Origin of the sequence: Niastella sp., assembly GCF_045805085.1 — a bacterium.
Taxonomy (GTDB): Bacteria; Bacteroidota; Bacteroidia; order Chitinophagales; family Chitinophagaceae; genus Niastella.
This window is the reverse complement of the sequence record NZ_JBJMLX010000389.1, coordinates 17,829-42,304: the sequence shown is the minus strand read 5'-3', so window position 1 is coordinate 42,304 and position 24,476 is coordinate 17,829. Positions and strand designations below refer to the sequence as shown.

22 protein-coding genes are annotated in these 24,476 nt (G+C 44.1%); 13 read left to right on the top strand and 9 right to left on the bottom strand.

Annotated features, from left to right (window positions below):
- Positions 1-126 precede the first annotated feature (126 nt).
- Both ACJ751_RS20330 and ACJ751_RS20325 read left to right on the top strand, forming a co-directional pair.
- Positions 127-288 (top strand): hypothetical protein, encoded by a 162-nt coding sequence (locus tag ACJ751_RS20330; RefSeq protein WP_407747355.1) that lies wholly within the window; start codon positions 127-129, stop codon positions 286-288.
- A complete protein-coding gene (locus ACJ751_RS20325) occupies positions 273-506 on the top strand; it encodes a type II toxin-antitoxin system RelE/ParE family toxin (RefSeq protein ID WP_407747354.1) in 234 nt (77 codons plus the stop codon). Before ACJ751_RS20330 ends, ACJ751_RS20325 begins: the two co-directional genes overlap by 16 nt.
- Positions 507-603: 97 nt before the next feature.
- Here the strand turns inward: ACJ751_RS20325 and ACJ751_RS20320 are convergent, their stop codons facing one another.
- Together ACJ751_RS20320 and dnaK are read right to left on the bottom strand one after the other, a co-directional pair.
- Complete coding sequence (locus tag ACJ751_RS20320) at positions 604-1,314, bottom strand: hypothetical protein (protein WP_407747353.1); 711 nt, start codon at positions 1,312-1,314, stop codon at positions 604-606.
- Between the two features lie 336 nt (positions 1,315-1,650).
- Positions 1,651-3,567, bottom strand: a complete 1,917-nt coding sequence (gene dnaK, locus ACJ751_RS20315; RefSeq protein WP_407747352.1) for a molecular chaperone DnaK — start codon at positions 3,565-3,567, stop codon at positions 1,651-1,653.
- A gap of 861 nt (positions 3,568-4,428) precedes the next feature.
- Here dnaK and ACJ751_RS20310 point away from each other — a divergent pair.
- The 5 genes from ACJ751_RS20310 to ACJ751_RS20290 all read left to right on the top strand — a co-directional run bounded on the left by ACJ751_RS20310 (position 4,429) and on the right by ACJ751_RS20290 (position 8,399).
- Positions 4,429-5,106 carry a hypothetical protein gene (locus tag ACJ751_RS20310; RefSeq protein WP_407747351.1) on the top strand — a complete coding sequence of 226 codons (678 nt, stop codon included), beginning with the start codon at positions 4,429-4,431 and terminating at the stop codon, positions 5,104-5,106.
- Between the two features lie 9 nt (positions 5,107-5,115).
- Positions 5,116-5,853 carry an N-acetylmuramoyl-L-alanine amidase gene (locus ACJ751_RS20305; RefSeq protein WP_407747350.1) on the top strand — a complete coding sequence of 246 codons (738 nt, stop codon included), beginning with the start codon at positions 5,116-5,118 and terminating at the stop codon, positions 5,851-5,853.
- 86 nt (positions 5,854-5,939) lie between these two features.
- The gene (locus ACJ751_RS20300) at positions 5,940-6,473 is read left to right on the top strand and encodes a GNAT family N-acetyltransferase (RefSeq protein ID WP_407747349.1); all 534 of its coding nucleotides are present in this window, start codon (positions 5,940-5,942) and stop codon (positions 6,471-6,473) included.
- A gap of 261 nt (positions 6,474-6,734) precedes the next feature.
- A complete protein-coding gene (locus ACJ751_RS20295) occupies positions 6,735-7,811 on the top strand; it encodes a DUF2235 domain-containing protein (protein WP_407747348.1) in 1,077 nt (358 codons plus the stop codon).
- A gap of 171 nt (positions 7,812-7,982) precedes the next feature.
- Positions 7,983-8,399, top strand: a complete 417-nt coding sequence (locus tag ACJ751_RS20290) for a helix-turn-helix transcriptional regulator (RefSeq protein ID WP_407747347.1) — start codon at positions 7,983-7,985, stop codon at positions 8,397-8,399.
- Here ACJ751_RS20290 and ACJ751_RS20285 read toward each other — a convergent pair.
- A complete protein-coding gene (locus ACJ751_RS20285; protein WP_407747346.1) occupies positions 8,371-8,928 on the bottom strand; it encodes a DsbA family protein in 558 nt (185 codons plus the stop codon). The genes ACJ751_RS20290 and ACJ751_RS20285 overlap by 29 nt on opposite strands.
- Positions 8,929-9,089: 161 nt before the next feature.
- On the opposite strand from ACJ751_RS20285, the gene ACJ751_RS20280 reads away from it, so the two are divergent.
- Positions 9,090-9,503, top strand: coding sequence for a VOC family protein (locus ACJ751_RS20280; RefSeq protein WP_407747345.1), 414 nt, complete (start codon positions 9,090-9,092; stop codon positions 9,501-9,503).
- 203 nt (positions 9,504-9,706) lie between these two features.
- On the opposite strand, the gene ACJ751_RS20275 is transcribed toward ACJ751_RS20280, so the two are convergent.
- Positions 9,707-10,264 carry a GtrA family protein gene (locus ACJ751_RS20275; RefSeq protein ID WP_407747344.1) on the bottom strand — a complete coding sequence of 186 codons (558 nt, stop codon included), beginning with the start codon at positions 10,262-10,264 and terminating at the stop codon, positions 9,707-9,709.
- A 460-nt stretch (positions 10,265-10,724) separates the two neighbouring features.
- On the opposite strand from ACJ751_RS20275, the gene argS reads away from it, so the two are divergent.
- Positions 10,725-12,587: an arginine--tRNA ligase gene (argS, locus tag ACJ751_RS20270; RefSeq protein ID WP_407747343.1), complete on the top strand. Its 1,863-nt coding sequence runs from the start codon at positions 10,725-10,727 to the stop codon at positions 12,585-12,587.
- Positions 12,588-12,733: 146 nt separating this feature from the next.
- On the opposite strand, the gene ACJ751_RS20265 is transcribed toward argS, so the two are convergent.
- A complete protein-coding gene (locus tag ACJ751_RS20265) occupies positions 12,734-13,756 on the bottom strand; it encodes a tetratricopeptide repeat protein (protein WP_407747342.1) in 1,023 nt (340 codons plus the stop codon).
- A gap of 32 nt (positions 13,757-13,788) precedes the next feature.
- A complete protein-coding gene (glgB, locus tag ACJ751_RS20260) occupies positions 13,789-15,735 on the bottom strand; it encodes a 1,4-alpha-glucan branching protein GlgB (protein ID WP_407747341.1) in 1,947 nt (648 codons plus the stop codon).
- A gap of 209 nt (positions 15,736-15,944) precedes the next feature.
- On the opposite strand from glgB, the gene ACJ751_RS20255 reads away from it, so the two are divergent.
- A complete protein-coding gene (locus tag ACJ751_RS20255) occupies positions 15,945-18,743 on the top strand; it encodes an outer membrane beta-barrel protein (RefSeq protein WP_407747340.1) in 2,799 nt (932 codons plus the stop codon).
- Positions 18,744-18,789: 46 nt separating this feature from the next.
- Positions 18,790-19,524, top strand: a complete 735-nt coding sequence (locus ACJ751_RS20250; protein WP_407747339.1) for a GLPGLI family protein — start codon at positions 18,790-18,792, stop codon at positions 19,522-19,524.
- Positions 19,525-19,546: 22 nt separating this feature from the next.
- Here the strand turns inward: ACJ751_RS20250 and ACJ751_RS20245 are convergent, their stop codons facing one another.
- The gene (locus tag ACJ751_RS20245) at positions 19,547-19,984 is read right to left on the bottom strand and encodes a helix-turn-helix domain-containing protein (RefSeq protein WP_407747338.1); all 438 of its coding nucleotides are present in this window, start codon (positions 19,982-19,984) and stop codon (positions 19,547-19,549) included.
- 471 nt (positions 19,985-20,455) lie between these two features.
- On the opposite strand from ACJ751_RS20245, the gene ACJ751_RS20240 reads away from it, so the two are divergent.
- Positions 20,456-21,286, top strand: a complete 831-nt coding sequence (locus ACJ751_RS20240; protein ID WP_407747337.1) for a hypothetical protein — start codon at positions 20,456-20,458, stop codon at positions 21,284-21,286.
- 282 nt (positions 21,287-21,568) lie between these two features.
- Positions 21,569-22,780 (top strand): epoxide hydrolase family protein, encoded by a 1,212-nt coding sequence (locus ACJ751_RS20235; RefSeq protein ID WP_407747336.1) that lies wholly within the window; start codon positions 21,569-21,571, stop codon positions 22,778-22,780.
- A gap of 66 nt (positions 22,781-22,846) precedes the next feature.
- Here the strand turns inward: ACJ751_RS20235 and ACJ751_RS20230 are convergent, their stop codons facing one another.
- Both ACJ751_RS20230 and ACJ751_RS20225 read right to left on the bottom strand, forming a co-directional pair.
- Positions 22,847-23,572 (bottom strand): hypothetical protein, encoded by a 726-nt coding sequence (locus ACJ751_RS20230; RefSeq protein ID WP_407747335.1) that lies wholly within the window; start codon positions 23,570-23,572, stop codon positions 22,847-22,849.
- A gap of 102 nt (positions 23,573-23,674) precedes the next feature.
- The gene (locus ACJ751_RS20225) at positions 23,675-24,430 is read right to left on the bottom strand and encodes a hypothetical protein (RefSeq protein WP_407747334.1); all 756 of its coding nucleotides are present in this window, start codon (positions 24,428-24,430) and stop codon (positions 23,675-23,677) included.
- Positions 24,431-24,476: the final 46 nt, after the last annotated feature.

The following is a 24,476-nucleotide window of genomic DNA, read 5'->3' as shown; positions in this document are numbered from 1 at the left end:
TATACCCTGCAACGCGGCGTCGCGAAAAATAAAAATGCTTCGTTTTTGATGGAGAAGATGGAGATCATTTAATGTGAAAATTAGCAAATACCTGCCCGTCCGAAGCGACAGCGAAGGCGGGTGAAAATGGCATTACTGGAAACAGATAAAGCGGTTGAAGATTGGTGGGACGAATTAACCGAAGCTGATAAAAACCTGGTAAAGGAATCGGAGACTCAATATGGAAAGGGTAACTACATTAGCCACCAGGAATTGATGCAACGGTTTGAAGAATGGAGAAAGAAGTAGTTTGGACAGCTGTCGCACAAAAGGATTTCTGGGAAATAGTTGCTTATTTATCAGAAGCCTGGCCAAAGTCAGTTTTGGATCGATTTCATGGTGTACTATCAATAAAGATCCATCTTCTTCAAAAGCAACCTCAAATTGGGTTCAGATCAAAAAAGTATTCAAAATACCGAAGAACATTGGTAACCCGTCATTATGCGTTGATTTATTTCAGTAAATAGAAAACACATAGTGATTCATCGGCTGAAACATACTCGGTTAAAATAAAAATCCCTCCTGGTGTTGCCGGGAGGGATTTTGTTTTACAGAAGCACTTCTTTATTCGTAAAAATAGGTTACGGTATAAGTATCCTGGTCGGTTTTCATAATGCATGTTTCGGGCAAACCGTCGCTATTATAAGTATAGGTGAGTATTGTTGTTTGCTCGGGCATAAACATGCCCTGATAATTGATAATTCCTCTTGTAAACTCAACAATGTTATTTTTTGAAGCACCTGGCGCCAGGTAAGAAGGAAATCCTGTTATACCATCTACCGGTTTCAGGGCGGCAAAGTTTAATTTATTTACCGGGTTAATTTTATTATCATAGGTACATTTATAATACCTGGTAGTATTGTATGCCGCAGAGGGGTTGCCATAATGTACTTCAGCAACGTTATTATCCTTTATCAAAAAAGTGTCGGTTAACTGGCTATTTCCCGATCCTGTGTAAAAGGAACTGTTTTTTACCAGTATTTTGTCGGTAGCATACGTGTATTCGCGGGTGGAATAGCTTGAATTGCCGGTGAATATTACTGAATCATTGATCACCTGCCCCGCATTGTTAAATCTAAAATACGTCACTTCTATTCCCAGGCTGACTGCGGGGGTGGTGTTGCTGGCTTTAAAAGAATTTTTCTCTGTGCCGTTATAATAGTATTGAAAGCTATCTACCGGTGTAACGATCAGGGTGCCGGTTGATTGGTCACCTGTTGAAAAAATAAATTTATTAAGCCGTTGCTGGTCGTCATATGTAAAATCAATGACCATACTCTTATTTGCCGGCTGAGAGGAAACATGCTGTATAACTCTCGAAATACGCAGTATTGTAGCGTTGGGGTTTGTAGTGTCGTTGTGGGATTTGTGACAGGAAAACAAAACCAAAGGGAATAATAATATCCCGAGGTTACGGATCAGCGGTTGCATAATAGGGTTAATTTTTTTTAATTGGCTGCAAGATAGGAACGGAGTTTGGTCCTTAAAAATCAAATAAATATTCGCGTTGAATTAGCCCAAAACGGTCAGCAGGCGAATATGGATATCATTTAAAAACAAAACCCTTCCGGCTAACCGGAAGGGTTTGTTATTTATTGTAATCCTCGTCCCTTATTTCACTTCTTCAAACTCGGCGTCGGTTACGTTTTCGCCGCCACCGCCGTTGTTACCGCCCTGTTGCTGGTTGCCACCGGCTCCGGGTTGTTCGCCACCAGGCTGCTGGCCTTGTGTAGCTTTGTACAACTCTTCGCTGGCTGCTGTCCAGGCATTGTTCATTTCGGTTGAAGCCGCATCAATGGCTTCAATGTCCTGTGACTTGTGCGCTTCTTTCAATTTGTTCAACGCATTTTCAATAGGCGCTTTTTTATCGGCCGGGATCTTGTCACCATATTCCTTCAGTTGTTTTTCTGTTTGGAAGATCAAACTGTCGGCCTGGTTGATCTTGTCGATCTTTTCGCGGGCAGCCTTGTCACTGGTTTCATTGGCCTTTGCTTCGGCTTTCATTTTTTCAATCTCCTCTTTGCTTAAACCGCTACCGGCTTCAATCCGGATCTTTTGTTCTTTACCAGTGCCCTGGTCTTTCGCTGTTACATGCAGGATACCGTTGGCGTCGATGTCGAAAATAACTTCGATCTTAGGCATACCGCGTGGTGCAGGTGGAATGTCTGTCAACTGGAAGCGACCGAGGCTTTTGTTCTGGTTAGCCAGCGGACGTTCGCCTTGCAGTACATGAATCTCAACACCAGGTTGATTATCGCTGGCGGTTGAGAATATTTCTGATTTCTTGGTTGGAATAGTTGTGTTGGCTGTGATCAACGGGGTCATGGCATTACCCAGGGTTTCAATACCCAGGCTCAGCGGAGTTACGTCGAGCAACAGTACGTCTTTTACTTCACCGGTCAATACCGCACCCTGAATAGCAGCACCTACGGCTACCACCTCATCGGGGTTCACACCCTTGTTAGGTTTTTTGCCAAAGAATTTTTCTACTATTTCCTGTACTTTAGGAATACGGGTACTACCACCTACCAGGATCACTTCATCGATCTGTGAAGTTGATAAACCGGCATCTTTCAGCGCCTGCTCACAAGGTTTCAGACAGCGTTCGAATAATTTATCGGCCAGCTGTTCAAATTTGGCGCGGGTTAATTTTTTAACCAGGTGTTTAGGTACACCATCGATAGCAGTAATGTATGGCAGGTTGATCTCTGTTTCTGTTGAAGAAGACAATTCAACCTTGGCTTTTTCAGCAGCTTCTTTCAAACGCTGTAAGGCCATTGGGTCTTTACGCAGGTCAACAGCTTCTTCATTTTTGAATTCAGCGGCCAGCCAGTCCATGATCACTTTATCGAAGTCGTCACCACCCAGGTGGGTATCACCATTGGTTGATTTTACTTCAAAAACGCCATCACCCAGTTCCAGTACAGAAATATCGAATGTACCGCCACCAAGGTCAAATACGGCGATCTTTTGGTCGTGCCTGCCTTTATCGAGACCGTAAGCCAGGGCGGCAGCCGTAGGCTCGTTCACGATACGGCGTACATTTAAACCGGCAATTTCACCTGCTTCTTTGGTAGCCTGGCGTTGTGCGTCGTTAAAGTAAGCCGGAACGGTAATTACGGCTTCATTTACTTCCTGACCCAGATAATCTTCAGCTGTTTTCTTCATTTTTTGAAGGATCATGGCTGAAATTTCCTGGGGTGTATATAAGCGGCCGTCTATGTCAATACGTACCGTATTATTGTCACCTTTAGCTACTTTGTAGCTCCAATGGCTGATCTCTTCTGTCACCTCGTCAAACCTGCGACCCATGAAACGCTTAACGCTCATGATGGTATTGTGCGGATTGGTGATAGCCTGGCGTTTAGCCGGATCGCCTACTTTTCTTTCGCCGTTCTTTAAAAAAGCCACAACAGACGGGGTGGTACGGCGTCCCTCGTCATTGGCAATTACCACGGGTTCATTACCTTCCATTACTGCCACGCAGCTGTTTGTGGTACCGAGGTCAATTCCTATTATCTTTCCCATATATGCTGAATTTAATGTTCTCTTATGGTTATCAATGATTATGCCGTGGGCAGGAAGGATGAAAAAATGTCAGTTCCATGGCAGATGCTGTCATTAATTGGTTGACAGTTAATCTCAAATAGGCAGTTTGGCGTTCTGAATGCTGCGTTTTAGGTTCACAGTGGCAAGGCAGACGGCAGAAGGCAGAAGGCAGACGGCAGACGGCAGAAGGCAGAAGGCCCTCCTACGCTAAAGCTTCAGCGTGCAAAGCAGAAGGCCCTCCTACGCTAAAACTTGCGCCTCCGCTAAAGCTTCGGCGACACACGGACGGCGGGCAAGGCAAATTTCTTCGCAAATCCTTTTAGACTTCTCTTAGAATCCTTGTAGGCTTCTTCGCAAATTTGCGAAGAACTTGCGAAGAATTTGCGAAGAAGGGTAAGCCGTGTCTTTGCTCAGGGGCGAAGGAGACCAAGCCAAGAACCATTTGTTCCTTTTCAACTCCGTCAACTTTATCAACCCTCCTATCAACCTGCCCACCCAGAACTCTTAACTCCCACTCTTTCCCTGGTTAACTTGTCAACTCGTCAACTTGTTAACTCGTCAACTTGTTAACTCGTCAACTGATCAACTCGTCAACTGGTCAACTCGTACTTTTACTACCGCATCACGTATAACTTCCTTTTGTTATTAATTAATGTCTATATATCTTCATGCATTCACACCCCCTATACCTGCCGGTTATGCGCTGCGGAAGCGATATTTACCGGTAATCTTCAATTTGAACGATTAAATCGTAAGTAGAAACTCTTGGTTTTTGAAATCCGGCATTCCCTTTGAAAGTAAAGGGATTGTCAAAACAATGTCCCTTAAAAACAACTCCTTATGGTTTTTCAGTTCTGGGCCTTATTTGCCATTTTAACTGCCTGTGTTGTCGTTTGCGACAGAAAATTCAACATGTTGCGCGACCTGAGCAAGGCCAGTCCGCGCCCCTATAGCTGGTCGCGGGTACAACTGGCCTGGTGGTCGGTGATCATTATTACGGCGTTTACCTCTATTATCATTCAAACCGGTCATGCGCCCAATCTGCATCATTCAACCCTTGTGTTACTGGGCATCAGCGCCGGCACCACAGCCGTTGCCCGGGTTATTGATCTGGGCGATCAGCAGAATGCGTTGATCTTCCGGCATCAGGACATCAAGACCACCAATTTTTTCTTAGACATTTTATCCGATCAAAACGGGGTGAGCATTCAACGGTTCCAGGCCGTTTTATTCAATACCATTTTTGGTATCTGGTTCATTTCATCGGTACTGGGCAACCTGGGCGATCCCGGCTTTTGCATGTCCGATTTCGTCAAAGGCGATCCCAACCTGGCTAATTGCCTGCTGCATTCTACCGATTTTTTAATTCCAATTGTCAGCGACAATAATTTGATCCTGCTTGGGTTAAGCTCGGCTACCTATGCGGCTTTAAAGATCACAGAAAACAGAGGAACTGCTTCGGAAGCCCTGACGGAAAAAGTGGTGGATGAAGCCTTGAACACACCTGCACAGGGTTAAAACGTTTATATGAACATCACATCAGTAGCTAGTCCCAACTTTACACAGGGAAGAAGGACTTACCGGCCTGAAGCCATTGTTATTCATATTATGGATGGCACCCTGAAAGGTACCGACGGCTGGTTCATAAGCCCGCTGTCGCAGGTATCGAGCCATTATGGTATTGGTAAGAACGGCGAAGTACATCAATATGTCGATGAAACTGATACCGCCTGGCATGCCGGCCGTATTCACGATCCTACCTGGCCGCTTATTAAGAAGACCTCCGACGGCATGTTCATCAATCCCAACTATTACACCATTGGGGTTGAACACGAAGGCAATGAAAGCAGCGAATGGACAGACGCCATGTACGCCACCAGCGCTCAATTAATAAGAGGACTTTGCCAGCGTTGGAGCATTCCCGCTGATCGTCTGCATATTATAGGACATCATGAAATTTATTCTTTAAAGAACTGTCCGGGTTTAAAGGTGGATATGGATAAACTGATCGCCCTGGTTAATGGCAGCACCCAGGTGGTGAACGGACAGATAAGCAAAACCGAAAAGTCTGGCAAGGTAACCACGCTTACGCGGCTGAACCTGCGGGCCGGTCCGGGCAAAGTGTACAAAATAACGAACATGGTCAATGCCGGCATTCAACTGGCGTATGATGGGTTTACCATGCAGGGCGAAACAGTAAATGGCAATGGCAAATGGTATTATACTGAGGAGGGGAACTGGTTTTGGAGTGGCGGGGTGAAGTAATCGGACTACACATTTTCTTAAAATTGGACTATAAATATAATTCAATGCCTTCTTAGCTTTGCCATTCGCAAATAGAATTTAAATCCATGAATGTAGATCTGCAACCCACATTGGAAAATGAGCGTGTTATTTTGCGTCCATTACAACAGCAGGATTTCGAGATGCTCTATAATGTTGCAGCCGATCCTGCAATCTGGCAACAACATCCCAATAAGGATCGCTGGAAAAAAGACGTATTCAGCACCTTTTTTGAGGGGGCCATTCAAAGCGGCGGCGCATTCCTGGTCATTGACAAAACTACCGGGTTAGCCATTGGCAGTACCCGCTTTTATGATTACAACTCCAAAGACAATAACATCTTCATCGGCTACACGTTTTATGCCACAGCATACTGGGGTAAAGGGATTAACCTGGCGGTTAAAGCTTTACTATTGAACTATATTTTTAAATATGTGGATAAGGTTTATTTCCATATTGGAGCAGAAAACATCCGGTCACAAATTGCTATTGCGCGTCTCGGTGCCATAAAGGTAGGTCAGCAGGAAGTCACCTACTTTGGCGAAACTCCTAAGCTGAATTTTGTTTACGAGATCACTAAAGTTGCTGCAAGCCTTACATAAGCAATACTACTCAGCTTCTCCTTCTTGACCAATATCAATTCAAGAAATGTACATTGAATAAAAATAGTTTATAACTTGCCGGCATCTTCGGTTTATCCTTCCTGATTGGGCGTTATAATATTCCGTACAACTACCCTAAAAAGATCAGTAATTCCCGGTTGCTTCCTTTCTCCGTCCCTAAGTAATTTTATTGCAGCCGTTCTTTAAAAAAATACCTGAAACCATTCTTCCCTAACCGGAAGGTGCATAATTGTAACTGCCATGAAGCGTCTTATTACCTGCAGCGATGGAACCTGGAATAAACCAGGCAATACCGATCGCGGTCAACGTGTAGAAACAAACGTTGAAAAAATGTATCAATGTATTTGTTCGTACGACAATTCAACGGGGCAACCCATACCTCAACTTAAGTTTTACGATAAGGGCATTGGCACCGGCTACTCCTGGAAGGGGAATTTACTGGGTGGCATTACCGGCGCCGGCATTGATGAAAACATTAAAGACATTTACATTTTCCTTATTACCAATTACGAGCCTGGCGATGAAATTTACCTGTTCGGGTTTAGTCGCGGCGCCTATACGGCCCGCAGCATTGCCGGACTGATCCGCAATTGCGGCATTCTGAAACCCGAATACCTGGGCCTGGTTGATAAAGCCTACGAACTGTACCGCATGCGCGATGAATATACCTCACCCGAATCGGACATGATGGTGGGGTTTAGAAAACAATACGCCTGGGAAAATGTAACGCCAATAAAATTTATTGGCGTTTGGGACACGGTGGGCAGTCTGGGTATTCCCCTGCCCTGGTACCGATCCTGGAATATGAAGAGATACCAGTTTCACGATGTAACACTCAGCAGTTCTGTCGAGAACGCTTTTCACGCGCTGGCCATCGATGAACGAAGAAAAATGTTCGCGCCTGCTTTATGGCAACTCAGCGATACGGTTAAAAACAATCCCAATCACCCACAACAGGTAGAGCAACGCTGGTTTGCCGGTGTACATAGTAATATCGGAGGTGGCTATTCCGATACAGGTTTAAGCGATCTGGCCCTGAAATGGCTGGCGGAACAGGCGCATCAAACCGGATTGTGTTATGATACCAGGGAATACGAAACTATAAAAGGCAATCCCTGGGGCGAATTGCGCAACTCCTATTCTCCGGCATTCTGGTTCTGGCTACCGGTTTGGCGTTCTATAACCCTGAACGATGATACCCGGCAAACCATTGATGAAAGTGTGCTCGACCGCTTTCGGGAAATGTATCAGTATAGACCGAGGAATTTGAGGAAGTATGTTACTATTGATAATAGTGATAAGCCGGTGTTGGTTTAATGGCAGACGGCAGATGGCAGACGGCAGAAAGAAAGTCTACATAGAAAATCCCCAGGTGAACAGTTGCCTGGGGATTTATATTGTGTCATTATTTCGGATTCAAATGTCTGCCTTTTGCCGTCTGCCGTCTGCCTTGCAACTTTTCGTATATTTATCTTCAATAAACCAATAATGCCGATAGATACCGAATTATACCAACGAATAGTCACCGCCAAAGTGTATATAGACGACAATTTTCGGGAGGCTATCGACCTCGACAAAATAGCCGGTCAGGCATGTTTGTCGCGTTTTCACTTTCACCGCCTGTTCACCAAAGTATATAAGATCACTCCGCATCAATACCTGACACAAAAACGGATCAATAAAGCCAAAGACCTGCTTAATGAACAACACCTCACTATTACTGAAGTATGCAATGAGGTTGGGTTTGAAAGCATTGGGTCGTTCAGTATCCTTTTTAAAAAAGAAATTGGCTTTGCGCCTACCTATTACCGCAACATGGCCTGGTTAAAACAACAACAGGTAAAAGAACAACCCAAACAATTTATTCCGCATTGTTTTATTGACGGGTATCAGTTGGAGAAGTAGATGCTGATGACAATAAAGTTTGTAAATAGTTCAGCAAATTATGGCCGCTCCAGTCGCCATCGTATTTCTGCCCGTTTATAAAAAATGTTGGCGTTGCGTTTACGCCGCTTCTAAGACCACCATAAAAATCTTTTTCCACTTTATCATTCAACGCATTGTCCTGGATATCATTTTTGAAGCGTTCCAGGTCGAGCCCTACCTGGTGGGCAAATAAAAAGAGATGCTCCACTTCCAACGTTTGCTGGTTCTCGAAAATAATATCGTGCATTTCCCAGTACTTGCCTTGCAAGGCGGCTGCTTCCGTTGCTACGGCAGCCGATACTGCATGGGGATGCACATTCGAGAGCGGGAAATTGCGGAACACAAATTTTAAATGGTCGCCCATTTGCCTGATGATGTCTTTTACGATCGGGTGTGCGCGACCACAATGCGGACATTCATAATCGCCATATTCCACCAGCTCCAGCGGGGCGTTTTCATTGCCAAAAATATGGTCGGTATTGTTAACGTTCGTTCTTAATTGTGTCATTGGTTGATTGATTTAACGTTATCTGATCCTTCAATGGGCAGCAGCTTCAAAGTGAGCTAACAACGGAAAATGAAATTTGTTGTGATCGCAGGGCCCGAAAAGCAATAATCAATAAGGCATTTAATACCATGATCGATAGCTTTGTTCAAAACAAAAAATATATGATCACGAAATTATCCCACACCAGTTTATTTGTTAGCGACCAGGAGAAGGCTTACGACTTTTATGTAAATACACTGGGGTTTAAAGTTCATACCGATGCCACCATGGACAATGGCTTCAGATGGCTGACTGTTTCACCACCCGAACAACCTGAGCTGGAAGTGATTTTGTTCCCAGCTACCAATACTTTGAACGGTTTTGATGAAGAGGTGCGTAATGCCTTGAAGTTATTACTCGATAAAGGCGTTATGGGCGCCGGCGTTTTATATACACCCGATTGCCGCGCTACGTATGAAGAATTAAAAGCCAAAGGGGTTCAATTTAAGGGAGAACCTAAAGAACAGTTTTACGGCATAGAAGCCATTATTACCGATGGTTGCGGGAATTGGTTTAGCATGACGCAACCGAAGTAAGGCAGAGGGCAAAGGGCAGAGGGCAAAAGGCAGATGGCAGAAAATGAAAGGCAGTAATCAGTGGTCTCTGCTCAGCCGTGAGCAAAATGCAAAGGGTTAACAAAATAAAAATCCCCGGATCTTTTTGAGCCGGGGATTTCAATATTTCAATTGGTCTATGTCTTTTGTATTCAAATTTCTGCCGTCTGCCGTTTGCCTGCTTTCTACTTCCTACTGCCCTCCATTTCCTCTTTCTGCAAAGCTTCGGCCTCCACAACTGTTTCAGCTTCTAACAAGGCTTCTTCTTCCTGCGATTCTACTTTAAAGGTGAAATTCTTCTGGGTTACAAAACTGAATGCTACTACAATAAACGTGGTAAGTATTTTAGCTACCGTAGGGTACAAATGGCATTGTTCAACAAACAGCTTTATGAAAATATAATTTAGTCCAATACAGATCAACACCATCATAAAATACCGGAACAGCTGAATGCGGCCCCGCAAGGTTGAACCGGGAAATACAATGGTTCGGCTCATATAAAAACCCAACGGAAAGGTTATGGAGAAAGAGACCATGAACGCTGCCGTATATGGCTGCAAGGAAATAACAGGCGTATGAACCACCTGTTCCTTAAAGAGAAAATGATAGCTTAAATAGAACAGGGTTATATCGAGCAACGTATTCCCACCCCCACATGCTGCATACTTAAAGGTTTGTAAAGGCATGAAACGGCGAAACAAAGGATAAAAAGCGTTTATTACTGCATTGATCAGATTCTTCACGAATGGTATTTTGTACGTAACAAAGGTAATTGAATATCAATTATTACCGCCCAGGATCTATGGAAGGTGCATATTTTCTGTATGCCGGCACCGGAACGTCAACTTTGACGGTAATATTTTGCCAAAACAGCGATTTCATGATAGTTTTTTGGGGCAGAAGGCAAACGGCAGACGGCAAACGGCAGAAGGCAGACAAAAATACCTCGCAACAAGTTATCGCCTAAAAAGTCAAAGAGCTATCCACTTTTGGCAGACAGCTCCAGGGCGTTTAGGGGTTAAACAGGCGAAAAATAGCTGGTTTTAGAATAATTTAAACAAATGTTAAACTTTAATGAACCAGGTCAATTGTATTCTTCTGTCTGCCATCTGCCGTTTGCCTTCTGCCTTCTTCTTTAAACCATTGAGTATTCAGCATTAAGCGTTGCGCTTTTGTATTATTTTTGCCGTTCAAATTATACGCATGGCAATAGTTCCCATTATTCAGCAGGCAGTTAGCGAACAGCTCAATAAGTTGTACCAGGTAGAGGTAACCCCTTCTTCTATCACGGTAAGTGAAACCAAACCCGAATTTGAGGGCGATTATACCGTGGTGCTTTTTGCTTTGCTAAAGACCCTTAAAAAGAAGCCGGAGGAATTGGGCAATGAGCTGGGACAGGCCCTGGTGGCCGATAATGGCGCCCTTTTCAGCGCTTTTAATGTGATCAAAGGCTTTTTAAACCTCGCTATCAGCGACAGCTTCTGGCTGAATTTCCTGACAAAAAATTACAATGAACCTGCTTATGGCCGTCAGCCACGCAACGGCAAACGCGTAATGGTGGAGTATTCTTCCCCCAACACCAATAAACCCCTGCACCTGGGGCATTTAAGAAATAATTTCCTCGGCTGGAGCGTAGCCGAAATATATAAGGCCAATGGCTATGAAGTGATAAAAACCTGCATTGCCAACGACCGCGGCATTCATATTTGCAAAAGCATGATCGCCTGGCAACTGTTTGCCAATGGCGCTACCCCTGCCAGTACCGGCATAAAAGGCGACCACCTGGTGGGCGATTATTATGTGAAGTTTGCTACCGAGTTGAAGGAACAAATGAAGCCCATTAAAGAAAGGAAACTGGCGGAATTGTTAGCGGCTGGCAAAACCCAGGAACAGGCGGAGAAAATAATGGACGACGCCAACTTTAAACAGGAGCTGGAAAAAGAAGCGCCCATTATGCAGGCCGCCCAGCAAATGCTGGTTGACTGGGAAGCCGGTAAACCCGATGTGGTGGAGCTGTGGCGCACCATGAACAGCTGGGTGTACAAAGGTTTTGATGAAACCTATAAACGCATTGGCAGCGACTTTGATAAAGTATATTATGAAAGCGAAACCTACCTGCTGGGGAAAGACCTGGTGGAAGAAGGCTTGCGTAAAAAAGTTTTCTTTCTGAAAGAGGATGGCAGCGCCTGGGTGGATCTAACCGCCGAGGGGCTGGATCAAAAAATTGTACGTCGTCGTGATGGTACGGCGGTTTACATTACCCAGGATATTGGCCTGGCCGCAGTAAAACAGAACGAATTTAATTGCGACCTGAGCGTATATGTAGTGGGTGATGAACAGAACTATCACTTCAAGGTATTAAAGCTCATTTGCCAGAAGTTGGGCATTGCCGGCGCCGATGGCATCTTCCATTTAAGCTATGGGATGGTGGAGTTGCCTACCGGCAGAATGAAAACCCGCGAAGGCACTGTGGTGGATGCGGATGACATGCTCGATGAAATGATCAGGGAAGCAGCGCGCAAAAGAACGGAAAGAGAAGAGGAGCAAAAAGAAAAAGGTCAGCATAAAACGGAGGAACTGAGCGCTGAAGAACTAAAAAAACTGGATGAAACGGTTGGCGCCGGTGGGTTAAAATTCTTCCTGGTTCGGGTTGATCCCCAAAAGCGGATGATCTTTAATCCTGAAGAGTCAATAGACCTGCATGGGTTTACCGCCACCTTCGTTCAATATGCTTATGCCCGTACACAATCGGTATTCAGAAAAGAATTATATACGGGTACCGACATTGGGACAGACCTGTTACCGCTTGAGAAAGAATTGATCCTGGCAATGGAAAGATATCCCGAAATTATTAAACAGGCTGGTGAAGAAATGAACCCGAGTGTGATTGCCAGTTATGTGTTCAACGTGGCCCAGTTGTACAACACTTTTTATTTCAAGCATCAAATATTGAAAGCTGAAACGCCTGTTAAAAAAGAACTGCGTCTGCAGATAAACCAAATGGTAGCCCATGTGCTTAAATCGGGTATGGCGTTGTTGGGTATACAGGTACCTGATAGAATGTAGGCAGAAGGCAGACGGCAAACAATTGACAAAATAAAATCCCCGATCAATATTGATCGGGGATTTTCTATTTTGAAATTCATTTGATCTTTGTCTTTTGTATTCAAATTTCTGCCTTCTGCCGTCTGCCTTCTGCCTTGCCTTTAAATTCACCCGGGCATCTTCTTCTCCTCTTTCAAATTCTTTAACGAAGGATCCATTTCAATGGCTTTATCACACAGTTGCTGCCCTTTCTCCTTCTCCCCTTTCTTTTGATACGACAACCCGATCATGTATAAGGACTGTGCATTCTTTTTATCGAGCTCCAGTATTTTATCCCAATAAGTGATGGCGTCGTCATATTTACCGATCCTGAAATAGGCATCGGCAACATTGTACAACAATTCCTGGTCCTGCGGTTTTTTAACCAGCACTTCCTGTAACAGGGCCAGTCCTTTATTGTAATCTTTAATGTTCAGATAGGCATTGGCGAGGTTCTCTATAAAATCGTTGCTGCGGGGATAGCCTTTGGCAGCGGCCCGCTCAAACCAGTAAATGGCTTTTTTGTCATCGGGTACCGCGTAATAAACCAGTCCGGCTTCATACATCCAGTTGGCTTTACTGCTATCGAGTGCGATGGCCTGCTCGTAGCAACCGGCTGCTTTTTTATAGTTGCTCATATCAACCAGGCAACGCCCGGCTATATAGGGTACTTCCGCATTTTTGGGATCGTCTTTATAAGCCTGCTCGCAGTATTTTACCGTTTCACCATAGTTCTCCAGCCCGTAATAACTTTTGGCAAGGACATAATTGGCGCTGTTGCCAATTTTCAATTCCTGCATTTTTTTAGCGTAGGTGATCGCGTCATTCCACTGGCGGGTATTCAGCGATAAGGTAGTCAGCTGCATTACTGCCTCGGCATTTTTGTTATCGGCCTGGTACACGCCGGTAAATTTCTCTTTGGCTTCCACATAGCGCCGTTGTTCTACGAGCGACTGTCCCCAGGCTAATAACACGTTGGGGTCTTTGGGCGAAAATTGGGCAGCTTTGGCGAAGCTTTTTTCTGCTTCGCGGAACCGGCGGGCATCTTTTTCGGTATTGCCCTTTTTAAAATAAAAATCAGTGCTGTCAGTTTGCGAATAAACACTGTGGGATATTAATCCCAACATTAAGATACCAGTAAGGGTTTTCATAGATATGCTCTTTTCTTATACACAAAAATCAGTTACTTCAATACTATAGCTCCCAACGGCGGCAGATGCACATTTATTTCATACATATTATCATTTTTATCTAAACTTCTCGTGTGGATCTCCGGATTGAACACATTTCCGGTTCCCCAATATCGTTTGTCGTCGGAATTAAAGATCTCGCGCCACTCTGATTTTCCGTACGTATACACTTTCCAGTCGTGCCGTACCACCGGGGTAAGGTTTAAGATGATCAGGAGGTCATTGGCGGGGTCTTTCCCTTTACGCCGGTAGGCTACTACGCATTCGGCGGGATGGTTAAGGTCGACCCATTCAAACCCGTAAATATTAAATTGGTTTTCATACATCGCGGGTTCATTACGCAATAAAAAGTTCAAATCGCGCACGCAATCCTTCATCAAACGGTGTGGATCAAACTGTAACAGTTCCCATTGCAGCTCACTTTTGTAATTCCATTCATGGGTATCGCCAAATTCATTACCCATGAATAAGAGTTTTCCGCCGGGATGTGTAAACATATACGTGTACAGGGTGCGCAGGTTGGCAAATTTCTGCCATTCATCGCCCGGCATTTTAAAGATCATCGGGCTTTTACCATGCACTACCTCGTCATGACTCAGGGGTAATAGAAAGTTTTCGTCGTAATAATACATCATGCTAAAGGAAAACTTATTCTGGTAGTGGCGCCGGTAAATGGGATCCATTTTAAAATAATCCAATGTGTCGTGCATCCAGCCCATCATCCATTTCATGCCAAAACCCAACCCGTTTTGAAAAGTGGGGCGCGATACGCCGGGCCAGTCGGTAGCTTCCTCGGCAATGGTTTGTACATCGTGAAAATCGCGGTAAATGCTTTCATTTAAATCTTTAATAAAACTAATGGCTTCAATATTGCCATCGCCGCCATATTCGTTGGGTTCCCACTGGCCGTGGGTACGCGAATAATTTAATTTCAGCATGGAGCTAACAGCATCCACCCGAATACCGTCGATATGAAATTTATCGAACCAGAAACGCGCGCTGCTGATAAGGAACGATTTTACCTCTCCCCTTTTGTAATTGAACACATAACTGTTCCAGTCGGGGTGAAAGCCTTTGCGCATGTCGGCATATTCGTAGGTGTTGGCGCCGTCGAACATAAACAGGCCATGCGCATCGTAAGGAAAATGCGAAGGCACCCAGTCGAGTATAACGCCAATGCCTGCTTCATGAAAAGCATTCACCAGCTCCATAAAACGCTGCGGATCGCCAAAGCGTGAGGTGGGGGCAAAATACCCTGTTCCCTGGTATCCCCAGCTTCCATCGAAGGGATGTTCCATCACGGGCATAAACTCCACATGGGTAAAGCCCATTTCCTTTACATAGGGAACCATCAGCTCCCGTATTTGATCGTAGGTGTTATAAGATTCTTCATCGTGCTTATTCGGCCGCATCCAGCTGGCGAGGTGCACTTCATAAACGCTGCAGGGCGCATTCAGCGAATTGTGATGGCCGCGGTTGTTCATCCAGTCGTCATCTTTCCAGGTATATTCCAGGTTCCAGGTAATGGAAGCCGTGTTGGGTCTCTTCTCCCAGAAGTTGGCAAAGGGATCGCCTTTGTCGATCCTGACGCCCTTAAAACCATCGATGTGATATTTATATACTTCGCCTTTGGTCAGGCCGGGGATAAATCCTTCCCAGATGCCCGATTTATCGAGCCGCACAAACAAGGGGTGGCTGGTGGGGTTCCAGTCGTTGAAGTTACCTATCAGGGAAACGGCGGTAGCATTGGGCGCCCATACGGCAAAATAGTAGCCTTTTTTACCCAGCACTTCAATTTCGTGTGAGCCAAACTGATCGTACAACCGATAATGAGTGCCCTGTTGAAAATTGCGGATGTCATCTTCCGAGAAAAACGAATAGTTCCATACTGCTCTTGTACTGTCTACGAAATGAACCTCTTCATATTTTTTTACTTCCATAAGCCTGTTCTGTTTGTTTTGATCCTTTTACTTGTCTGGTATATTATGACCAGATATATATGAAACTGCTTTAACGATAAATTAAGATACCGGGTTGTTAAATTCCAATTACATTCCAGACATTCGTTCAATCACCAGGGCGTACGGGCAAACTAATTAAACACGTTAACCAGGAACAACGGCTTAGCGCCTGCGTCCCTTACTTTCCCATGAAGAAAACAACCTTACTACTAGCCCTGGTATTGATTATTTCCTTTCCTGTTTTAGCCCAGCAAGCCACTCTTAAAGGTACAGTAATTGATACTTCGGAAAAAAGAAACCTTTCCAATACAATTATTGCATTATTGAGGCCAGCCGATTCGGTGTTGGTATCTTTTACCCGTAGCAATACTGCAGGGCAATTTTCACTGCAAAAGTTACCGCCCGGTAAATTTATTGTTATGGTTACCCGCCCGGCTTATGCGGATTATTATGACCGGGTTGACCTGCCATCCGGCGCCACAATTGATTTAGGTAAGATTTCCATGACCTTAAAAAGCCAGTTGCTGGCAGAAGTGGTGGTGCAGCACAAACTGGGCGCTATTCGCATCAAGGGCGATACCACCGAGTATATGGCCGACAGCTTTAAGGTAAGTGCGGGCGCCACTGTGGAAGATCTGTTGAAAATATTACCCGGTATTCAGGTAGACAAAGACGGTAAAATAACCGCTCAGGGCGAAACGGTTCAGAAAGTACTGGTTGATGGGGAAGAATTTTTTAGCGATGACCCCACCATTGCCACCCGCGGGTTAACCGCCGATGCCGTGGAAAAAGTGCAGGCATTCGATAAAAAAAGCGACCAGGCCACCTTTACCGGCATCGATGATGGACAGAAAAGCAAAACCATCAACCTGCAGTTAAAGGAGGATAGAAAGAAAGGTTATTTTGGAAAAGTGGAAGTTGGCAGCGACTTCAATAAATACTGGAACAACACCGGGATGTTTAACGCCTTTAAGGGAAAACGCAAGTTTTCGGCCTATGGCATTATGTCGAACACGGGTAAAACGGGTTTAGACTGGAATGAAGGCATGAACTACGGGTCTGGCAGTGACATGGAAGTGAACGCCGATGATAATGGTGGCATGAGTTTCAATTTTAGCGGAGGCGATGGTGAATTTGGCAACAGTAACTACTGGGGTGAAGGCCTGCCCAAAGGATGGAATGGCGGCCTGCATTACAGTAACAAATGGAATGGCGACAAAATACACCTGAACGGAAATTACCAGTATAATAAACTGAATTCGGATGCCCAGGGCAATACCTTCAGTCAGAATATCATTGGCGATACAATTTTATATACGAATGAATTTGGCAACAGTTTCAGCACCCGCGATCGCAACCGGTTGGATGCGTTGTATGAAGTGCAACTCGATTCCTCCTCTTCTTTAAAAGTAACGGCGCAGGGTTCGCGGGGAAATACCTTCAGCCAAAGTACCAATCACCAGGAATCATTGAGCAACCTCCTGGGCAGCGATACATTAAGTGTGATCGACCGCCGCACCACCCTCGATGGTGACAATAAGAATTTCAATGCATCTCTGTTATGGCGACAGAAGTTCAAAAAAAAGGGCCGCACCATTTCGATCTCGGCTAAACAGAATTATACGGAATACGCATCCAAAGGCATTTTTGGTTCGGATAACAGGTATTATAAGCAGAATGTAGTGGACAGCATCAAAATACTGGACCAGCAAAAGCTGAGTGAAAGCAGCGCCTCCGCCATCAATGCCCGTGTTTCGTACACCGAACCTTTGAGTAAAAGATCGTTGCTGGAATTTAACTATAGCATAGATAACAACCACCGGCAATCCCACATCACTACCCTGGAAAAGGACGCTGTAACGGCGAAAGAATATGGGAAACAGATCGATTCCCTGAGCAATGATTACAGCTTTAATGTGCTCACGCAATCGGGCGGGATCAATTTTCGCTATGCCAAACCCAAAAAGATCAATTACTCGTTCGGGATGAATATTTCCAATGCCGCCTATACGCGTAAAGACATCAAAGGCGACTCCATTGCCAGTTACAGTTTTACCAATTTCTTTCCGCAGGCTAATCTAACCTGGACTTTGGGCAGCAGCGCAAGCATCCGGTTTAATTATAACGGCGCAACGCAAGCGCCTTCCATTGACCAGATACAACCCATCCGGGATATCACCAACCAGTTGAGCATCCGGGAAGGCAACCCCAATCTGGAACAGGCCTTCCGCCACAGGTTCCGACTCTCGTATGACAGTTATAAATTGATGACAGAACGCAGCATTTGGGGCAGTGTAAACTTTACCACTGTTCAACACGATTTCAGTACCAATAACTTCATAGACCTTAGTACCGGGCGCAAGATCTCACAGCCCATCAACGTGGATGGCAACTACCAGAGCAACGGTTATTTTGGTTACCAGCGAAAGGTAACAAAATGGGGGTTGCGCCTTGGCGGGCGTGGACAGTTCAACCTGAACCACAATACCAACCTGATAAATGGCCAGGCGAACGAAAACAATAGCTATTCTTATGGCGCCGGACCTAGTTTGAATTATTATAAAGAGAAGAAATTCAGTATCTGGTTATCTACCAATTTCAGCAATAATATTTCCAAAACATCGCTCAACAACGCGGTAGTTACCCGATACTGGACGCAGAACCATAATGTGGATATTTGGATATTCCTGCCCTGGAGACTGGAGCTGGGCAGCGACTGCGAGTTCAACCTGCGGCAAAAGACCAGCGTTTTTGAAAGGAATAATAACTCCATCAAATGGGATGGCCATATAGACCGGAAGTTATTTAAGAATGATGTGGCCCGCCTGCGTTTTTCTGTTCATGACATCCTGAACCAGAACATCGGGTTTAACCGGAATATCAACAGCAACTTTATTTCAGAAAGGACCTACAATACCATCAAACGGAATTTCCTGGTAACGTTCATCTGGAATTTTAGTAAGAACGGTAAACCGATGGAATGGTAAATTTAAAGGCAGAAGGCAGAAATTAAAACCGAATAAAAAATCTCAAATGAAATCACTAATATATATACTAGTGTTGTTGGGCTTCTCTTCTACACTGTTTTCTCAACAACAATTTATAACGCAGGGAAAAATTGAGTACGAACGCAAAACCAACCAGCATGCCTTTCTGGATGAGAACAGCGCCTGGGATGAAATGAAAAGAAAAGCGCTGCCCAAGTTTGTTACTTTTTATTACGACCTTACTTTTAAAGATGATAGAACTTTGTTTAAAACAGGCCGGGAGCCGGAAACAAAGCAAACGAAGAACTGGGGTATATTCGATTCGGAGAATACGATACTTACCAAATTAGATAGTAATAGTTTATTAACGCATAGAAGCTTTTATGGCGAAAATTTCCTGGTGTCTGATTCGCTGCGTCATATCGAGTGGCGCATTTCGCCGGAAATAAGAAAGATAGCCGGTTTTGATTGCCGCAAGGCGGTGGGCAAGGTGATGGATTCCATTGTGGTGATCGCATTTTATACCGATGAAATTGTAACAGGTGGCGGACCGGAATCTTTTAATGGTTTACCGGGCATGATCCTGGGCCTGGCCATTCCGCGATTGCATACCACCTGGTATGCCACCAAACTGCAGCTGGTTGAAGTGACCGATAAAGACCTGGTAGTGCCCAAAAAAGGAAAAAAATTAACCGGTAATGAATACCGCACGCAAATAAAGGACCTGATGAAAAATTGGGGCCCTGATGCCGTCAAATTTCAATATGAGTTTTTACTGTAAGCCACCAAATGTTTAAAGTTCATTAAGGTTTTATTACCAGTCGTACACTTTTTGTATACCGGGAAGGGGTTAACCCTGTAAATTTTTTGAATGCACTGGTTAAAGTATTCCGGTTTTGAAAGCCACAGATCAATGCAAGACCTTTCATGTTCAAATCGTTTGCCAGGCCTTCCTTAATAAGATTTTCACAATACTCTATCCGGAACTGGTTCAGATAATCAGTAAAACGTAAACGTTTTTCCTGATTTAAATAAGCTGACAACAGATAGGCCTGTACCTGGATATCATCGGCCAGGCTTTTTAGGGTATATCTGCAACGCAGATATGGCTTTTCTTTAAACATGAACTCTTTCAACCGTTCAGCAATGTCACTTATCTTTTCAGGACTCAAAACATGTGCATTAAAGCTTGAGGTCCTTTTTTCAGTCTCCGGTGAGAAGGTTAGGTTATGGTGTCGCATACCAGTAAGATTTAATTGATTGGTTACGCTTGTGTGTAATACCTGTAACAGGGAACTAAGCTTTCTTTGTGGGAATAGGAAATAATATTAGCGGGAATACGAAGTAAAAAGTATGCTGGTGTTTGTAGTACAATTTACCATCTCTCACCAACATCGCCTAATTTATATAGGTGATTTTTATCTGTTCACAGTTAAACGGAACCGGCTTTACAGTTAATTAAAAAAATAATCATAACATTGTATGGCGAACTGAATTAATACGTTTAAGGCAATGGATAATTCGCTCAAAAATTGCCAGTTCAATATTTACCCACAGTGCCCTGCATTATAGAACGTACACCCTCCTTGTGAGAACAACGGGCTTTACAATCATTTCACAATAATTTGAGTAAATTCAATCAAGTGTAATCTATTGAATTATTGGTGATCTATTTTTAGTGACTCTACATTTATTGACCAAAAAACCTGACTATGAACTTCCCGAATACAGTCGTAACTAACAACCTGTTTAGTTACGACTCCATTACTGGCCAATTGGATAAAATATTCGTGCATCCTGATTTCAGGAAGTCAGCGATCCTGAAAAAGTTCCTTTCTTATATTGTTCATGAAACCCTTATTGGCAGGGCGCATTGTATAAAGGAATATACAATAGCAGTACATGTACTCGAAAAGCCAGTTAGTTTTAATCCGCAGAAAGATTGCATTGTTAGAATTCATGCCGGCAGGTTGCGGCTGGGATTGACCCATTATTATTCCGGAATGGGTTTCAACGACCAGATCGTGATCGGTATACCCAAAGGAAAGTATGTGCCTGTTTTTATGGATCGCCAACAATTGATCGATGAAAAGAGAACGCTCACTTTAACCCGGGAAAGGGAACCGGCCCTTACTGATCCTGAACCGGTGTCATTTGCTATTATGCCATTGATCTGCACCTCGGATGGCAAACTGATAAAAGCATTTAATGACAACCTTTGTTTGCAAATGTGCACCATGCTGTCGCAATTGAAGGAAGTATCAGTGATCGCTTACCAGGCCATAAAGAACCTTGCTGCCAGGTACCTCGACCTGAAAGAACTGGGCGCCATAGTTGGCTTCAACCATATAATTACCGGTGGAACTCAATATGTAAAGGACAGGATCCGCATAAACCTCCAGATCATAGACAGCCGTAATTACAAACAATTATGGTCAAGGATCTTTGAAAGTAAAGTAACTGCTACCAACCTTTTTGATATCCAGGACGAGATCTGTCAGCAAACCATCATTCAGGTACAACGCCTGGTAAACGTATATTAGGCTAATCAACACCCCCTACTCCCTTCGATTTTTATGTGTTTAATCTTGTTATGCTCATGAAAAGTTTTTTTCAGAATTTGATATATGTCTGTGCATAAATAAGGCATCGCAATTTTATAAACTGTAGTTTCACCGAACGAATTATCCCAATTAACCGCTCCCGCCGCTACCTGTAACTATCTAAACTCTTCACCGACATAACCCGAACAAACTTTTCATAATTACAGGAGGCCAAAAGTCTGCTCGCAGTCTGCTGTACTTACCATATTAAAACCTAACATCATGAGCACAAGTCAAACCTCTGCTGTTCCCAAAATGGCATCCAGTGAATCGCTCAGGCCCTTTCAGTTCCTTGTTCCGCAATCGGAACTCGAAGATCTGATACGAAGGCTTAAGGCAACGCGCTGGCCCGAAAAAGAAACTGTGACCAATTATTCACAAGGTGTACCCTTAGCAATGATGCAACAAATAGCCCGTTACTGGACTACTGATTATGACTGGCGAAAAATTGAAGCAAAGCTCAATTCCTACCCCAACTTCCTTACAGAAATTGACGGGCTCGATATTCACTTCATTCATGTTCGCTCCAAACATGACAATGCGTTACCGGTGATTATTACCCACGGATGGCCGGGCTCTGTAATAGAGCAAATGAAATTGATTGAACCATTGACCAATCCTACTGAGTATGGCGGAAACGCAGAAGACGCTTTTGACGTGGTGATCCCTTCCCTGCCCGGTCATGGATTTTCAGGTAAGCCTGCTACTCCAGGCTGGGGCCCTGAACGCATTGCCAACGCCTGGGCTGTGCTGATGGACCGCCTTGGATATAAAAAGTATGTTGCACAAGGTGGAGACTGGGGTTCCATGGTAACAGACCTGATGGCTGCACAGGGACATCCGGAACTGATGGCCATTCACAACAACATGCCTGGCGCTGTTCCGCCCGAAATAGATAAACAGCTCTGGGCCGGTACTGTGCCAGCTGGTTTATCTGCCGATGAAAAGAAGGCTTGCGAAGAACTGGTTTTCTTTTACAAACAGGTTTATTATGCTTTTATTATGGGAACTCGTCCGCAAACCCTCACAGGATTAGCTGATTCTCCCATCGGCCTCGCCACTTTCCTGCTTGATCACGATGCAAAAAGTACGGCGCTCATTAACCGTTCCTTCGAAGGAAAAACAGAAGGGATTACAAGAGATGATGTGCTCGACAACTTATCGCTTTACTGGTTCACCAACACGGGTGTTTCTGCTTCCCGGTTGTATTGGGAAAACAAGCTTGGCTTTTTTGCTCCAAAAGGTGTAAATATTCCGGCGGCAGTGAGTGTTTATCCCGACGAGTTATATCCCTGTCCACGCAGTTGGGCCGAAAAAGCTTATCCCAAACTGATGCATTACAACAAACTTGATAAAGGCGGCCACTTTGCTGCCTGGGAACAACCCAAATCATTTGTGCAGGAATTGCGCACTGCATTCAAATCGTTACGCTGACATGTAATAAAAAGAAAAAGGGACGCCGTTGCTATGCGTCCCTTTTTAAATTTATATTGTTTGTTGTTACTCTTTCACTTCTTTGGAGATCTCATCGATCAGGAGGCGGCTTTGTTCCAATACTATATGATACCTTTCCAGGATATCCAGTATAAAGGCGTCATACGACAGGTAGTTGCGTAATTGATGGCTTTGCTTCAATAATGTTTTCAGGTTGTTGTCTGATTTGTCGGCAGACGTCAGGTTATTTTCCAAAAAAGCAGCCAGCCGGTTAACTTTAAAATCGCTGAACATATTCGTAGCCCGTAAAAGCATAGGTATTTTTTCCTGGTACAGGTCAAGGATATCATTCAGGAGCTTTTTATCGGCAATCACATATAACTTTCCTGCAGATTTCATTCCCTGAAAGCGACTGTCATTTGGTTGCAGATCGGCGGTATTGTATAAGGTATTCCAATAATAGGGAATGCTATCCGAGGTTCCCTGATCAACAGCCAGCCGTTTAAAATACCGGAAGCCATTGAGTGTTTTTATATATGAGGTGGAATCATCCGATAATTCTTTGATATCACTTTGCAGGTCTTCTTTTAAGCCTAATAAAAACTCATCCTGTAAGTGACGATCCTCTCTTTTTTCAGCCCGTTCGTGCAGGTACAATGACAACGATATGGCAAATACGATGATAAATATCTCGAGGATGATCTCCGCCACTTTGTCTTTCCAGTGTTTTCTGGGATCGGTTGCCACTTTAAGAACCTTTTTGGTATGTTTAATAATTTCCTGCTCGGCCATAAGATACAGTTAGTTTTATATTCAAATATATACAAAAACGCCAGGAGCGACAAGTTCCCGGCGTGGTGTAATGTATTGATGTTTTTTGTAATTTAATGTTGTCTACGGCATTAAAAAAATATCGATCAATTGTTTATTGTCCTGCCGCCAGCGCAACCAGCCGGTAATAGAATTCGCGCACTTGTTAATATAGTTACGACAGGGTTGTCCTTCGTAGGGGTTATTATCGCTGTTATAAAAACAATCGTACTGCACTTTTACCCAGTCGCCCTTAACCTGCATGGCGCAAAACATTTCTTTACCAGCCGGAATGGAAACGGTATCAGCCAGATCGCTTGGGTCTTTTCGCACCAGGCCAATAGGTGTTCTGGTTGAATCGGAGGTGGTTTTGCGTCGGATGCCAAAAGAACTTTCAACGTATTGTTCCCAGGTTTTGAATTGATAGTCTTTTTCCCGTGGCAGCCATTTTACCTGTGAGTAGTTGATCAGCACGCGGTATGCCCTGTCGGTTTTACCGGTACAGGCAAAATGCATCAATCCATACTCGGGATCAAAAACACAGGAGCACACATTGTTCAGGCTGTCGTATTTTTCGTACATGTCTACCAGTTGAGGCTCGCCTTTTAGCAGACTATCGTCATACAGGGAGAATTTTAATGGCACTATAACCATGCCTATACCCAATGAAGAAACGTCGTTGTCGATATTGCAGCGGCCATCAAAATGAGGTATGAGGGTTGTTGTGCTGCTGTCTTTCCTAACGGGAATGATCTCTTTTTTAATAGGACCTATCTTATTTTTATTGTCGGCACAGGAAAAAAGGCTTACAGCCAGTACGGCTACGATCAGGTTTTTCATTGTTGGATGTATGTTGTTAGTCTAAGGTATTTGGCGTTTACTGGTA